General features: G+C 43.0%; 14 protein-coding genes. 6 read left to right on the plus strand and 8 right to left on the minus strand.

Annotated features, from left to right (window positions below; all coding sequences use genetic code 11):
* Positions 1-86 precede the first annotated feature (86 nt).
* The 3 genes from R7E38_RS15895 to R7E38_RS15905 form a co-directional block, all read right to left on the minus strand.
* On the minus strand, positions 87-1451 hold the full coding sequence (locus R7E38_RS15895; RefSeq protein WP_136976482.1) for a YjiH family protein: 1365 nt from the start codon (positions 1449-1451) through the stop codon (positions 87-89).
* A gap of 455 nt (positions 1452-1906) precedes the next feature.
* Positions 1907-2578 (minus strand): YoaK family protein, encoded by a 672-nt coding sequence (locus tag R7E38_RS15900; protein WP_005375484.1) that lies wholly within the window; start codon positions 2576-2578, stop codon positions 1907-1909.
* Between the two features lie 153 nt (positions 2579-2731).
* The gene (locus tag R7E38_RS15905) at positions 2732-3133 is read right to left on the minus strand and encodes a GFA family protein (RefSeq protein WP_226084038.1); all 402 of its coding nucleotides are present in this window, start codon (positions 3131-3133) and stop codon (positions 2732-2734) included.
* Between the two features lie 200 nt (positions 3134-3333).
* Here R7E38_RS15905 and R7E38_RS15910 point away from each other — a divergent pair, with 200 nt between their 5' ends.
* Both R7E38_RS15910 and R7E38_RS15915 read left to right on the plus strand, forming a co-directional pair.
* Positions 3334-3963 (plus strand): hypothetical protein, encoded by a 630-nt coding sequence (locus tag R7E38_RS15910; protein WP_085569299.1) that lies wholly within the window; start codon positions 3334-3336, stop codon positions 3961-3963.
* A gap of 124 nt (positions 3964-4087) precedes the next feature.
* Positions 4088-5371: a peptidoglycan DD-metalloendopeptidase family protein gene (locus R7E38_RS15915; protein WP_025768471.1), complete on the plus strand. Its 1284-nt coding sequence runs from the start codon at positions 4088-4090 to the stop codon at positions 5369-5371.
* 106 nt (positions 5372-5477) lie between these two features.
* On the opposite strand, the gene R7E38_RS15920 is transcribed toward R7E38_RS15915, so the two are convergent.
* Together R7E38_RS15920 and R7E38_RS15925 are read right to left on the minus strand one after the other, a co-directional pair.
* The gene (locus tag R7E38_RS15920) at positions 5478-7298 is read right to left on the minus strand and encodes a putative bifunctional diguanylate cyclase/phosphodiesterase (protein WP_318081861.1); all 1821 of its coding nucleotides are present in this window, start codon (positions 7296-7298) and stop codon (positions 5478-5480) included.
* Positions 7299-7481: 183 nt separating this feature from the next.
* Entirely contained in the window at positions 7482-8369 is an 888-nt protein-coding gene (locus R7E38_RS15925) for a LysR family transcriptional regulator (protein ID WP_025768470.1), read from the minus strand.
* Positions 8370-8474: 105 nt separating this feature from the next.
* Here R7E38_RS15925 and R7E38_RS15930 point away from each other — a divergent pair, with 105 nt between their 5' ends.
* From R7E38_RS15930 to R7E38_RS15940, 3 genes are all read left to right on the plus strand, one after another.
* Positions 8475-9668, plus strand: a complete 1194-nt coding sequence (locus tag R7E38_RS15930) for a multidrug effflux MFS transporter (protein ID WP_226084040.1) — start codon at positions 8475-8477, stop codon at positions 9666-9668.
* A 176-nt stretch (positions 9669-9844) separates the two neighbouring features.
* A complete protein-coding gene (locus R7E38_RS15935; RefSeq protein WP_005375501.1) occupies positions 9845-10192 on the plus strand; it encodes a hypothetical protein in 348 nt (115 codons plus the stop codon).
* Between the two features lie 133 nt (positions 10193-10325).
* Positions 10326-10460: a hypothetical protein gene (locus tag R7E38_RS15940; protein ID WP_017635854.1), complete on the plus strand. Its 135-nt coding sequence runs from the start codon at positions 10326-10328 to the stop codon at positions 10458-10460.
* Between the two features lie 126 nt (positions 10461-10586).
* Here R7E38_RS15940 and R7E38_RS15945 read toward each other — a convergent pair whose 3' ends face one another.
* From R7E38_RS15945 to R7E38_RS15955, 3 genes are all read right to left on the minus strand, one after another.
* Entirely contained in the window at positions 10587-11201 is a 615-nt protein-coding gene (locus R7E38_RS15945) for a glutaredoxin (RefSeq protein WP_226084041.1), read from the minus strand.
* A gap of 43 nt (positions 11202-11244) precedes the next feature.
* The gene (locus R7E38_RS15950) at positions 11245-12102 is read right to left on the minus strand and encodes a DMT family transporter (RefSeq protein WP_005375542.1); all 858 of its coding nucleotides are present in this window, start codon (positions 12100-12102) and stop codon (positions 11245-11247) included.
* A gap of 464 nt (positions 12103-12566) precedes the next feature.
* Complete coding sequence (locus R7E38_RS15955; RefSeq protein WP_086047287.1) at positions 12567-13538, minus strand: porin; 972 nt, start codon at positions 13536-13538, stop codon at positions 12567-12569.
* 609 nt (positions 13539-14147) lie between these two features.
* On the opposite strand from R7E38_RS15955, the gene R7E38_RS15960 reads away from it, so the two are divergent.
* Complete coding sequence (locus R7E38_RS15960; RefSeq protein ID WP_086047288.1) at positions 14148-15206, plus strand: porin; 1059 nt, start codon at positions 14148-14150, stop codon at positions 15204-15206.
* Positions 15207-15409 lie beyond the last annotated feature (203 nt).

Raw genomic sequence — 15409 nt, forward strand, 5'->3', positions numbered from 1 at the left:
TTAAAATACAAAACGCCCGATGAAGTACATCGAGCGTTTTAGTTAAAAAGTGTCAACCCATATCAGGACGGGTCAACGTCTCGATTTTAGAAAATAAGATGAGCAACGCCAGCAATCACAGGTAACGTGATTAACGTACGTAAAATGAAAATTACGAAGAGCTCTACAATGTTTACTGGAATTTTGCTGCCTAACAGTAGGGCACCTACTTCCGACATGTAGATAAGCTGAGTTACTGACATTGCTGCAATAACAAAACGTGTCATTTCGTTATCGATTGAGGCCGCTAAAATTGCTGGAATAAACATATCTGCAAAGCCAACAACTATTGTCTGTGATGCTGCAACAGCTTCAGGGACTTGCAGTAGCTCTAGGTATGGGATAAACGGTTGACCCAGAATTGCAAATACAGGCGTGTATTCTGCAATCACCAATGCGACGGTACCAAGACCCATAACTACAGGTAGTACGCCAAATACCATGTCGACTGCGTTGTGTACGCCTTCTTTAAATACAGACTGAACCGATGTGACTTGACCAGCACGCTTAAGAGCTAGATCCATACCCCAAGAGAATGTGGTGTGGCCTTCTGGCACTGTATCTGCGTCTTTATCTGGGTTGCTGCCGTCAATGTAGCGATCTTTCTTCAGACTAAGCGGAGGCAGGCGAGGAATGATAATCGCAGCTACGATACCAGCTAGACAGATAGCGCCGTAGAAAGGCAAAAATAAGTGCTCTAGTTTTACCTGAGCGATAACAACTAAGCTAAACGTGATCGATACTGCTGAGAAAGTGGTCCCGACAACAGCCGCTTCACGCTGAGTATAGAACTTATTTTCGTATTGCTTGCTGGTTAGCAAGATACCAACACTTCCGTCGCCTAACCAAGATGCCATACAGTCAATTGCACTGCGGCCAGGTAGGTTGAATACCGGACGCATTATTTTACTGAGTAACGCACCAAATAGCTCCAGAAGACCGAAGTTCAAAAGAAGCGGAAGCAGTAAACCCGCGAAAATGAAAACGGCAAACAGAGTAGGTAGGAGACCAGTAAGAACAAGCCCGCCAGTGTTTTCTTCCCAAATTGCTTTTGGACCCACTTGGAAAAACGTCATTAACACGGCAGCGCCGCCGATTAAACGAACAACGAGCCAAAGTGGAGATGGGTTGAAGAGACCGTTTAAAAAACCATTACGTAAAATTGCAGCTGGCTTAAAAATTTTGCAAAGAACAGAAGCAACGGCCATGAAAGCGATGATACTGGTGACGATAGCAATCAAGGTATCGCCTAACACCGCTGGGATGACTTTTGCCATCACGGCAACGGGAATGGTTAGGCCACCATCGTAAGAGATCGGAGCCATAAAGAGTAGAAGACCAATTAGGGAAGGGATGAAAAACATCCAAAAGTTGCCCTTAGGAGCTTCAGTAGCATTAGTGGTGTTATGCATAGTTGTCTCGTGTTACTACTAGTCAATACTTGCCATTTCCATGACATAAATATTCACTAAACATCCGTATTTAATCACAGTTTTGCGGAGGGTACCCGCAAACTGCATCCATTGCAATACTATTCATTAAATACATCTAGTTATTCAGCCGATTTGTCGGGTAATTGGTCAAATAACGTCTAAGTGTATGCGAATATGTTGCTTGTGTTAGAAAATTGTAGCACGAGGGGCGAATTGCGCAGTGAATTATGGGGCGCATTGTGACTGGAATAATAAAATGGTAAACAAATGTGATTTTGATCTAACTAACTTCTTTGCCAGAAATTCAGTTAGCCTTATCTATTCTAAGGTTTTTAGTGGTGTCAAAATACCGTTCAGCGTTTCTTGTACCGTTGCAGTGTGAACCTATTGAGCCAAATCCGATTGAAGCATGTCGCTTCAATCGGATCGAAATTTTATGCTTTTTGTTGACGGCTAAGTATGTATAGGTAACTCCAGTAAATCAGAGCTGTAGAAAAAGCCAATATTGCTGGGAAAACCAGCGTATATAAACCATATACCGTAAATAGAGCCGCTCCCGCGACGCCGCCAAACAAAAAGCCAAAGAAAATGAATAGGAATAATTTTGCTTTACGTCGGTCAAATTGACGACCTCTCAAGCTCTCTCCAATCATAATCCCTAGATCGGTGATGATTCCGGTCATATGTGTGGTTCTGACTACTGCGCCGCTAAACGTGGTGATCATTGCGTTTTGTAATCCACATGCTGCTGATGCTAGATATTGGCCGTACAAATCCCCTTGCACCAAAAAGCCCAAGCTGAGTAAGAGCAAGCTCCCTTCTATGCACAGTGCAACACCATATCTTCGCCCTAGTTTTAACGCACTGCTTTCAATAAAAAAGCCGCTAAAGGCAGCGCCAATCAAAAAGCTAAATACGATGAAGAGCAGGTGAATGGAGCTATCCACACCTGTTAGCAAGCTGTTCCCTAGCTGAGTTACGGTTCCCGAAAGATGAGTTATCGCTTGGTGTTGAAAGCCGAGAAGACCAACGGCGTTGACGCAGCCCGCGAGAAGAGCTAGTAGAAACGCGCCATATTCCACCCAACGAGGAAGTCTGGAAATCACAATAAACCCCAACCAAATATTAGGAGCCGATTATAACGCTCACACCGAGTTACGAAACCCTTTACAGTAAAACTCGATTGATCATTCTCAAAAAAATCTCACTTATAGGTCGTTTGTCCGAGCCAAAGTAAATACGTGAACGAGGATTGCTCGCTAGCAGATGTGTTCCGTTGTGCATTCGAAACTCACCCACCCGTGTTTCATTTGTTCATAGACTGAAACGGTAGGTTGGTGGAACTCTTTATCGGTAAATAGACCGACGGGAATGATCATGATTTCTGGGTATGCAGAAACGAACAACCTCATTGCCGTGCCGCAGGATGGACAAAAGTCATACTGAACCTCACTGCCATCATCGCCAATTCGGGTATAGCTAGTGACTTCACCGTTTAAAGTGACGTGCTCTTTTTCAAAGCGAGCTTGTACCCCAAAAACACTGCCAGTTCGTTTTTGGCATTCGAAGCAATGACGGACAGACGTGTGGGTGGGCTCTCCCTTACAACGGATCTCAACTAAACCGCAGGCGCACTCGCATGTATGAATGGTTTTTGTCATCGTGATTACCTATTTGTCCCAACACACCGATAGACCTAGAGCACAGAGCTTGTGTCACTGGCTCGTTATTAGCTCTGGACTTGAAACTATTTGGATACAATCAGTTTAGTTTAATTTTGAAACACTTGAAGAGGTGAAATCATTTGGGTATACAATGGTATACTCGCTTTTCGTTTATACCTTGAAACAAGGAAGCCTTCATGACTTACAAAAAAATCCTGCCGATACCACTTATTCTACTTATTCCAATCGTTTTATTAGTTGTGGTTGTGATCGCAGGTGTTTATCGTTTTAGTTTGTCTGATGACGAGATCATGGCTAAGTTTCCTCAAACAGAAGTAGAAACTAACGTTATTGTGCAAGAGACGCTTGGCATCACTGCACGTAACCCTTGGACGATCCAAGTACCCGAGCAAAGTGCGGTCACTTTTCTTGATGAGTGGGATAAAGAAAACGGCTATTTGATAGGTGACTATGATGCAGGTGCGACAAAAGGTCAGGTACTTGTTCCAACTGCGTCGATTAGTCAGCGTGAGATTGAAGGTGTTTCATGGGTTGTTGCACCGATGATTGTAACGACACAAGGTAGCGGTTCGTTTAACTATGTTGGCTTGTTCAAGTTTGACCCCGTGCCGAGCCGAGTTGTCCTTTTAGACAGTATTTTTGTTGGTGACCGCGTGAAATTTACTCAGCTCGAATGGAAAAGTGATACAACTATCACGCTTTCATATTTAGCGCACGGTGACGATCAAGCAATGGCAGACACGCCAAATCAATTCAATTCATCCACATTACAGCGTGTAGGGAATAACTTACATATGCAACAGTGATGAATTTTTTTTGAGTTCTGTAAAAATTCAGTATTTTCTGCGCTAGATCTCGAAATTTCCTAGTGATTTCTTATTCGGGAATGCATAAGCTATGAGCCTTGTTTGAAAGGAGATAGTAATTCCCGTGTCTACAAATGAAATTACAAGACGGTTGCCGAATCTGACAAGTCGTAGAGCGCTGCTGTTATACTCCTTGCCAGTTTTAGTTGCGATTGGTGTTTCTCACTCTCTCAAAGAGTCATCTTTAACCAAAACCATCGCATTGAACCTACCTGAATCTCAGGTCGTTGAAAAAATTCTTGATGCGACAACTGCCGAAGTTGTCACTCCCCCGAACTTCGAATATCAAATCCAAGCAGGTGACAACCTAAGCACTATTTTTAGTCAGCTCGGTTTCGGTTACAGCTCGTTAATGAAAGTAATGGAAACGGATTTGAACTACTTGGCACTTGATACACTTAAGCCGGGCAATACGCTCCGTTTCTGGCGTGATGATGCGACAGGCGAGTTAGCGAAAATGGAACTGCAATTTTCTATTGCAGATAAGGTGGTCTACAAGCTGAATAGTGATGGTAGCTATGACTTTACTGATATTTCCATTCCTGGCGTGTGGAGCCAAGAACCTTTAGTTGGCGTTATTCAAGGCAGTTTTTCTTCTTCTGCGAGTCGTTTAGGTTTAACGTCGGCGGAAGTGAGTCAAGTCGTAAGCTTACTCAAAGAACAACTTAACTTTGGACGTGATCTTCGTGCAGGTGATCGATTTGAAGTTGTTCGTCGCTCACAAAGCATCAATGGTGTACCAACAGGTAAGAACGAAATTGAGGCGATTAAGATTTATAATCGCGGCCGCGAGATCACCGCTTACCTTCATACTGATGGTCAATTCTACAATGCCAAAGGTGAAAGCTTACAGCGCGCATTCCAGCGTTACCCTGTAAGTAGTCGTTGGCGTATCAGTTCTGGCTTCAACCCTAATCGTTTACATCCAGTAACGGGGCGTGTTGCGCCGCACAACGGCACTGACTTTGCTGTACCAACCGGTACACCAGTCGTTTCTACTGGTGATGGTACAGTGATCATGACTCGTAAACACCCCTATGCGGGTAACTACGTGGTTGTTGAGCACGGCAGCAAATACAAAACCCGTTACTTACACCTAAGTAAGATTTTGGTGAAGAAAGGGCAAAAGGTTTCTCGAGGCCAGCGTATCGGTCTTTCTGGTAAAACAGGTCGAGTGACTGGGCCACACCTTCACTATGAGTTGATTGAATACGGCCGTCCAGTTAACGCTATGCGAGCAAATATCCCAATGGCGAGTTCTGTTCCTAAGAAAGAGATGGCTACTTTTGTCGCGAACAGAGATGAAATGGATAGACTATTACGCGATAAAGAGAAAGCAGTGCTGTAATAAAGTACTTCGCTCAAAAAACAAAAAGAGACTAAGCATAGCTTGGTCTCTTTTACTTTGTGCATTAACTAGATTTGAATTCTATGACAGCAGTCTGTTCAGTACGTTAGGCACTCCGCACTTCACGTTCATTTATCAGGTGTACGATTTCTTCAACACTGTGTGGACGAGAGTAAAAATAACCTTGGATGTAGTGGCAGCCCATTTCAATTAACTTTTGTAGTGCTCTATCGTCTTCTACGCCTTCGGCAATCAAATCCACATCGAGCAGCTCTGCCAATTGCGCTATCAAAAACACTACTTGTTCAGAGGTTGTATTTGAGAGCATGTTCTGCACAAAGGTAGCATCGATTTTGATGCTATCAATCGGATAATTGTGTATATAGTTCAAGCTTGAGTATCCCGTACCAAAATCATCCAGTGCGACTTTAAAACCCAAGTATCGCAACGAGTTAAGTACCATCTGTTCACGGCCACTTTGTGAGAGTAAGACGGTCTCGGTGAGCTCTATAACAAAGTCTTTTGCTTCGTGCTGATACTTTTCAACCATGTTGGTTAAGTGATTAATATAACGGTTGGAATCAACCAACTCATACGCTGAGCAATTGATGGAGAGTTTGACTTTATAGCCTAGGTTCGCTTCGAGTTCTTGCTTTGCGATACACGCGAGTTCAATAATCCGTTCACCTAACTCGATAATCAGGCCTGATTGTTCGGCAGCTTCAATGAACTCCGCTGGAGAGATATTTCCATAGATATTGCTATTCCAACGAGTCAAAATTTCAAAGTAATTCCAGCGGTCGCTCGTGATATCGACGATCGGTTGAACCACTACATACAACTCATCGCTGTCTTGTATATCAGTACTTAGTTGGATTCGCATTGCCTCAATAAGCTGCGTCCTACGGTGGTATAACGCACTAAGGTGTGTGTCGTAATGCTGAATCCGTGTATCGCGGTGTTTTTTACAATCTTTGAGAGCGAGACTGGCATTCAAAATCAGCTCATCGCTGTTCAACATATGTACTGGGGCACGTGCAATACCAATACTAACGGTGAAAGAAATCCGGTTAGATTTGTCGCTGTAGCCGCTTTCAATTTTGTCGAGTACTTCCTGACACACGGCGACAGGATCTTCGTCGTACGTGATGAAGGCGAATTCATCTCCTGCAACACGGAACGCATTGTTTGGCGACGACAAGCTCTGTTGAATGGCGTTAGCTGTGAACTTAATGATTTGGTCGCCGATATAGTTTCCGTTGATATCATTGATCGATTTGAAATTATCGATATCAAGATACGCCAAACTGAATGGGCGAGTCGCCTGCTGCGTTAATGTCTCCAAGGTATCAGCTAAACAGCTACGGTTGAGCAGTCCAGTTAGGTTATCATGCGATACCTCATAGCTAAGCTGATTAAGAAGCTTATCTGAACGTTCACTGACCCACTTTTCACGTAAGCTATGAATAATGACATTGGCATAAAATCGGTGGAAGTCGAGGATATCTTGCGCTTCTTTCGCGTGGATGCTTCGGGTAAAGGTAGACAGTAAAATTCCCAGAACTTCGCCATTTTGTGTCTTCAATGGCAGGCCAATGTAAGCTTGAATGCCATCTTCTTGAAACATCTGATCTTCAGGAAAACGCTTGTATACCTGGTCTTGATAGAAAATATGTTCGCCAATGTCTTTCGCCACTTTTTCACAGGGGGTGCCTGAAAGGTGGTAGCTTAGGTTGTCTGTAATTTTTCCATTGCTGGCGAAGGAAATGGTATGAGCCGAATGCTGAAGATGCGCAACTTCTACAACGCAAGTGCAATGGCTCTGCAAGTGTTGATGAATATCTAGCGTGACTCGGTTTAGCTGAGTCGTGCCGTTTAGCTTCAATATCTCATCAATTTTGTGGAAACTGATTTGTACCTGACCCATTGAGCATTTCACCTAGCGTTGTTATTAACATATCGTGTAAGACACGACGAATTATTATTTGATATGCATCAAATAAACTATCGGTTACTAAGGCAGATTTTTCAAATTTTGTGAACGAACAAATCATTATTTTCATGTTTTTATGCTTGAACCTTTTAAAGCTATAACGATAAAAACGCTAAGCTAGGCGCGCTTCTCCTCTTCCAATCGTGATTTGAGATAATCGAGGAATAGCTTAGTTCGGGTATGCTGATAATCCAGCTTTGGATAGTAGGCATATACAGTGGCTTTATCCGCTGTGATATCGGGCAGGATAGGGACTAACGCGCCGGATTTGAGATCATCTTTGATCATGACGTTGTTCGTCATCAAAATACCCATGCCTCTTTTGGCGCCATGAAACAGCGCTTCTGGGTTGGTCGTGGCAAAGTTACCGGACAAGCTGATACGTTTGCCTCGATTTGTTTTGATTTCTCGTGAGGGTTTTTCTCCCCAAATCAGGACATTATGCTCTGTCAGATCCTCAACGCATTGTGGTGTGCCATATTTCTTTAGGTAACTAGGCGCGGCGTAAAACTGGGCTTTATGTTCGAAAAGTGCAGTAGCTTTGAAACTTAGAGAGTTCAGTTGCTCTAATTCCCGGCTAATAAACAGGTCTAAGCTTAGCTCTGGCAATTGGCCTGGTAGCGTTGTTGTTAATTGAAGTGTGATGTCTGGATATTTATCAAGAAAATCATCAAGATAATGAACTAGAAACTTGGAACCAACGGCCAGCGTTGCCCCAATTTTTAATAGTCCCGCTGGTGATTGGTTGACTGAGCGAGTTTCATCTAATACCGATTGCCATGAATCAAGCTGACTTTTTGCTCGTTGATAAAACAGCGCACCAGCTTCAGTTTGGCTAATTGAGCGGGTCGTACGTTTGAGTAGTTGAACGCCAATTTTATCTTCTAGCCATTGAACTCGCTTACTGATAGCTGAGCTGGTGGTATTGAGTTTCCGCGCTGCGGCATTAAAGCTACCTTCTTCGACCACACGAATATAACTCTTCACGCTTTGAATCCAGTCCATTGTATCTCCTTGGGAATTAATTCCTTTCCAACTTAGCTGATTATCATCTTTGAGTATCAAATATACACTGTTTGCCATCAATCTGTCACAAAGTAGGAGGAACGTTTGCGTAAAACACCATTGTTATTAGCGATGATGATCATTGCCACAGGCCAAGTTGGCGTTAGTATTTATCTTCCTTCTTTGCCATTGATTGGTCATGACTTGAATTTACCGCAACATTCGATTCAGAATCTCGTCACGCTATTTCTCGTTGGCTTCGGTATCTCTCAGCTTTTTTACGGCCCATTGTCTGATGCGATTGGTCGTCGGCCAGTGTTTATTCTGGGGCAAAGTGTATATCTAGTTGGTACGGTTATTTGCATCGTGTTTTCGGACAACATTGTTGCCCTTGAAGCGGGACGGTTACTGCAAGGCCTAGGAGCGGGCAGCGCTTCGGTACTTGGTCGGTCAGTACTGCGTGATAGTTATGACGGTATGCAATTAACCAAAGCGCTATCTTATATTTCAGTCACTGCTTCAGTGATGCCAATTATTGCTCCGCTGTTTGGTGGCTGGATTGCTTTTCACCTGAGTTGGCATGCTGTCTTCGTGTTTGTGCTGATTTACTTAATGGCAATTTTTACACTTGGTTTATTGGTGCTGCCAGAAACGCTGCCTTATCCGAAGAGAAAATTTAAAGTAGGCGAAGTAAGCGCGAACTATTTGCGTCTGTTAACGAATACACAAGTGATTGGTAGTGCGAGCTACAACTGGCTTAGTTATTTATCGGCTCTGGTTACGCTCTCCTTGTATCCATTTTTAATGCAACAAGAGTTAGGATTAACGGCGGCAGATTACGGCTCTTTGATGATCATACCATCAGTTGGTTTGCTGACGGGTAGCTTAGTGCTGAATTTGATCAATGCTCGTTACAAAGCTCAGCAAATCTTGCTGATGAGTTTCACGATTGTTGCTATTGCTGGCTTCATGTTGTTGGTTACCCCCTTCAGTGTATTTTCATTGCTGACGGCATTCACGTGTTTAAGTTTTGCTCAAGGAATGTCATTCCCGGTATCGATCAGTTTGCTACTTTCACCACATAAGCAACAGGCAGGCGCGGTTTCTGCGCTATCTGGTTCTATTCAAATGTGTTTAGCAGGTTTGTTTGGTGGGTACTTAGTAGACTCATGGGTTACGAATCAGCAGCAGCTTGGGGTGTTTTATTTGTTTATTGCGTTACTTTCTTGCTTTGTTCTTGTACTAAGCCAATTTCGTAAAGTGCCAGAAGGGACGGTTCAAGCAGAAACTTCCATCTGAATATACTTGCAACCAGAAGGTCGGCTTTCTAAAATGCGCAGCTAAATTAAGTCTGGCCTGTTGTGTATACTGAATGACTTGGTTTGAAAGGAAGAGGGCGAACCTTGATACTTCTCTCAAGCTTGGAATACATTTCTGCCCAATGGCTATCCGATCTCTAATCGTTAGGTGAAAGAATGCAACAAAACGAATTTGAAACACTGGTAAAAGAAATTACTCAGCAAGAAAGCATGCCAAAGGCACTTGAAATCTTGAAGGCGTGTGAGGAAGAAGAAGTTGCACAAGCGGCGCAATCCCTAACGGGTCAGTTTGGCCTTGCAGAAGTTGATGGTGAGAAACGTATTTACCATATTACCACTCAAGAAGATGAGTCCGGAGAAGAGCAAGAATACGTAGAGCACGTCATGAATGAAGGCGATCACTTGATCAAGTTTGCAGCGTGGTTCTTTGAAACATTCTTTGAAATCAAACAGAAAGATACGTACGTCGCAGCGGGTAAAACATACCAACAACCTAAGCGATAGACGCTCATTTCAAGAAATCCACGAAAACCAAACTGAAAGTTAATTACAAAATAAATGTGACTGGAGTCTTGTTTTTATCTAGTTGTGGTGTAAAATTACAACATAGTTAAGTCAATACATTCAGGAGAAGGTCATGGGTAACGAACTTGGTGGTGCTTATATTGGCCAGATGATTGCAAAAGACGCGATGCACAAAGCGCTTTACGGTAAAGCGAAGAAGAAAAAAGCTTCTGTTTTTGCTCGTGTTATTAAAAAACTGGCGAAATAATTTAAAAAGCCCTGATTGAAAAATCAGGGCTTTTTGCTTTTCTCTGTTTTGTTGTTAGTAAGTAGCCAACATATTGCACAACATTGGCAAACGCTACTCAAAGACTGATGACATTTAAATCTAGAATTACGCGGATTGGCTTGGTATCTCCACAACATTGTTAGGCACTTTATCTAGCCCCTTTGCTGATAACCACTTGTCTAAATCGTCAGCGCCTCCAATATATTTTCCATCTAACCAAATTTGCGGCACTGTTACCGGTGTTTTTTCGCCAATGATGGCTTTTACTTCAGGAATCATGCGGTATAAGGCGGCGCTGTCTTTAACTACATCATGGTACTCATACTGAACGCCAGCCTCGTCAAGTAATTGTTTGGCTTTGACACAGTAAGGGCAAGTTGCTTTACCATAAACAATGTTGCCTTTTAGCTCATCGCGTTTTACCCACTCAGCAATAACAGACTGTACAAGCACACCCCGATTCAATGCTTCTCCTTGACTGATAACTTTCCCTTCGACAAGAAGAATGGGTGCATGCCAAGCCCCCGCTTTTAATGGTTCCCACCAGTGAGATAACCAATCTTTTACTTCGAGTTCAACGGGCACATCGGCTAATTCGTTTTCAAAAGTATCCTTTAAAATATCTTTGGTTAATGTACATTCACCACAAGGAATATTGACTTTGAATGGGCCCCAACTACCAGCCCAGCGATACAGTGTAATTTTGATTGATTGACTCATATGGGTTCCTCATTTCCTTTCCTGAAAATATAGAACTTTTAAATTAGATTTTTCTTTCAACTAACTTTGTCTTTTTCGCTTCCCAATGCGTAATAAACGCAATAGATGCAATAATAATCGCAGCACCTAACCATAAACGACCAGGTGGCACCCAACCAAACACCAACCAACCAGCAACAACATTCAAAGGCAGTTTGGCGTGATCAAATGGTTGCACAAATGAGGCGTCTGCTACTGCATATGCTTTAACGATAGCCCATTGAGCGAGTGCTGTAAGTGCACCTGCGGCTAAAAGCACACCCCATATCGTCCACGTATCTGGCATAGTAAACGTCGGTATCGCTAACAAGATATTAAATGGTGTTATCAGCAGCAATAAATAGACAACCATGGTTGATGGCGGATCGTTTACCGACATTTTTTTAACCATTAATGAATACGCTGCCCAGAAAAATGCGGCGCCAACAGGTAGCAGGGTCGCCCATGTAAATGAGTCTGCCCAAGGCTCAAGAATGATCATGGCACCAACAAACCCCGTCAATGTAGCGAGCCAGCGTGCAGTACCTACTTTCTCTTTGAGTAACAAGCCAGAACCAACTGTGGCAAATAACGGAGAGGTCATGAGAAGTGCAATGCCTTGCCAAATTGGAACTGGGTAAGCGAGAGCCCATAACCAAAGTTGAATCCCGATAACAGAGAGAAAAATGCGGAATGCATGCCAGCCAAAGTGTTGGGTTCTTAAAGAACGTCTAATCCCAAGTGTACGTAGGTAGGGCAGAATAACAAATAAGGCGATTGCATATTGGAATAACGCAAATGTGGTGGAAGAGACACCAAAGTTGATGCTAGCAATTTGGGCGAAGCTGTTCACTATGGCGAATGCCAAGCCAGCTGTTAGCATCCAGGACGCACCTTGAACAGGATGATGATTCAATTGAAAAATTCCAGTTTGATAGAGGTGGCGGGATCATACGTCCTATTGTTTTTCGCGCCAATAAAAAAATGCCTCCCAGAGGGAGGCGACATTACCAATTCAAAGGACGTGCCTGTTATAACAGGTACAAAGAACGAGAAGCACAAACGCTGCCATGCATTTGCATAAATAATATTGCAGAACACGTGCCAACTTTTATATATTTGATTTTAAATGGTTTTTTGGTTTTTCTATGTTGTCGATTAGATGAAATGCACTAACTTAGTGATCAATCGCATTAAAAGAGGGCAGAAGTAGGCGTCGTTACGCTCGTTTTTCATTGCTGAGCGATGCTTGGATAGTGTGAAAACTTATCGAGTTGTGTTGGGTTAAATAAAAAATGGCCAGCAAAGGTGCTGGCCAAGTGGACTCGCTCTTAGGACAAGAGTGAATTAGAAATCGTAACGTACGCCTAGGCGCAGTGTATCTTCGCCTTCTGTTACTAGACCTGTTGTTGCATCTTTTGCTTCATCAAGTTGGTTGATGTAGTAAGAGAGGTAAGTACGGAAGTTGCTGTTTAGTTTGTAGTAACCAACAAGCTCGATACCTTCAACAGTGTCGTACTTTGAACCGTTGTCTGGATCATTCTCTTGAGTTGTGTATAGAGCTGCAAGTGTCACTTTGCTTGCTACTTTGTAGCTTGCGACTAGCTCGTAAGCCGTAAAGTCTTCAGAGTCAGTCAGGGAACCTTGAGAATAAGTACCTGCTAGGTAAAGGTTGTCCATCGAGTAAGCGATACCACCTAGAATTTGATCTTCAGAGTTATCTTTATCTACATCGCCACCAGAGTATGCAAGACCAAAGTCGAGGCCCATTGGTAGTGAGTACATTCCAGAGATGCCGTATTTATCTTCGTTATCGCTAGAGTTTGCTTGGTAGGTTGCTTGAAGTTGTAGTGCATCAAACGCACCACGGTATGCGAAAACGCTGTCTTGCTTATCAGAAGACGAATCAATAACTTGCTGAACACCAGAGAATTCAGTGATATCCGTCATGTCAGAGATGATGACTGCAGCCATGTCTTGACGACCTACAGAGAAAGCACCGATATCAGAGTCGACGCCTGCATACATGTAGCGGTTTTTGAATTCACTCTTGCCCGTTTTTTGTTCGGCTTCGTAAACACCGAAAGCAGAAAGGCCGTTGCCGATGTCTGTTTTACCTTTTAGGTTAAGACGAGCACGGCTTTTATCTTCCATGGAACCTTCAACTTCAGCACCGTCTGAACCGATGAAGTCACCACGAAACTCAACGCGGCCGCCAACTTTTAATTCAGTACCGTCGTTTTTGTATACAGTTGCTGCGAATGATGGTGCTGATACCAATGCTGTAAGAATTGCAGTAGTTAGTGCTGCCTTTTTCATTTTCTTATTACCCTAGTTGTAATCGATGGGCTTTCTTGCCCGATGTGTTGATGACGCTAAGGTAAAGGCTGAAAATGAAAGATAGATTTCTGTTAAGTTATGATTTGATTGCACTTTTATTGCTGGCGAGAATAAGTGCCCCTTCTCATACCACTTATAAAAAGAAAGGTTTATCTTTTTTGAGGTTTTTTCCTCTCCGTTAAAGACTGTGTTTTTTTCAAAAAGTTCCTGAATTGTTTCTTGACCCTAAATGTAAGTAAACATTTCAATTTGGCAGGGAAGTTTGGCCTAAAAATAGCGAATCATCAGCTATTTGTGAGCTAACTCTCTCTAAAGCATTTCTTATTGTAAGGTTTTTATTTCTCGATTTTTTGAAGGCTAAGTAAACGATTGCTTTTTAGGTTTTGTCTGAGATCTTTTCACTCGGTTGTCAGGAACTAATCAAATAAAGTGTCGGCAGTTGTTACACAAAGGTAAAACTAATCTGGTGGAAACGATGCCTCGGATAGCCTTTGTATTCCTCTCTTTGTTCATCATTTCGTTTTTACGAAAGTGAACCAAAGCCGGGTCTAAAACTGACTAACCAACTAATAAGTAATGGATTTAGAAATGAATAAAAAATTATTAGCAGCGGCAATCGCGGCAGCAACCTTCGGTACTCAAGCAGTTGCAGTGGAACTATATAATAACGATGGCACAACATTTTCGATGGGCGGCCACGTTTCTGTTAATTTAAATGGATCAGAGCAAGGTGACACGGATGTGGGTACTAACTCTCCTCGTATCAATATCTCTGCGACACAGGATTTGGGTAATGGCTTCACCGCAGACGCACGTGGTGAATGGGCGCTAAACTACTTAGACGGTGGTGAAGAGTCGTTTAAAACTCGTCTAGGTTACTTAGGTATAACGCATGAGGTTTATGGTCGTGCAGTAGGTGGTACGCAATGGTCACCTTACTACGATGTCGCAGGTATTGCAGATATGCCAATCGCGTTTGCCAACGACTTCATCTATGACGATCATGGAAACCTTGGCACTGGCCGTGCGGATAAAATGCTTTCTTACCGTAATGCCATCGAGCTGGGTGAAGCGGGTGTGATCAACTTTGGTCTTGGTTGGCAGGGTGCAAACGATGATTACACGCGCAACGATGCTGGAGTTATAACTGGCGGTGCTAAATACGATGACCGTGTGCAAGCTGCGCTTTCTTACTCAGTCATGGGCGCTAAAATCGGTTACTCTTACAATGGCGGCGATTTCCAGCACCCTGCATATGCAGGTAAGCACACGGCGGAATCACACGTTGTATCAGCATCTTACGGTGCGTACGGCCAAGGCCTATTCCTTGCTGCGGTTTATGGTTCAAACGAAAACATGAACTTCAGTGCAAAAGGCGACCGTTTAGAAGAAAGTGATGCGTACGAGGCGATCATCGCATACGCTCTAGCAAACAGCCTAAACTTGAGTGTTAACTATGAGATGGTGGAAGGTAAAGAGTTTAAGAGCTCTAAAACAGAAACTGCTCGTGAAGAAATGGCACTACAAGCAGAATACAACTTCACGCCTAAATTTGTTGGTTACGCGGGTTACCAGTTTGACCTAAATGACGACAATGGTCGTGAAACTGATGACAAATGGGCGTTAGGTGCTCGTTACTACCTATAATAGGATTTAGCGAGAACTATTATTCAGCTCATTGATCTAAAGCCAGCATCGTGCTGGCTTTTTTGTCTATTTGTTTTACAAATACTTTGCTGTTTCAATTAGATGATACAAAACTCAAAACGGGGTGAATGTCTTATTTTTTACACTAGAGGTTGCTATTTAGTGTCGTTAAGTCAATAGGTTAGATTATGATGGGATTTTTG

Origin of the sequence: Vibrio sp. Vb2131, assembly GCF_033338535.1 — a bacterium.
In the GTDB taxonomy this organism is placed as follows: Bacteria; Pseudomonadota; Gammaproteobacteria; order Enterobacterales; family Vibrionaceae; genus Vibrio; species Vibrio alginolyticus.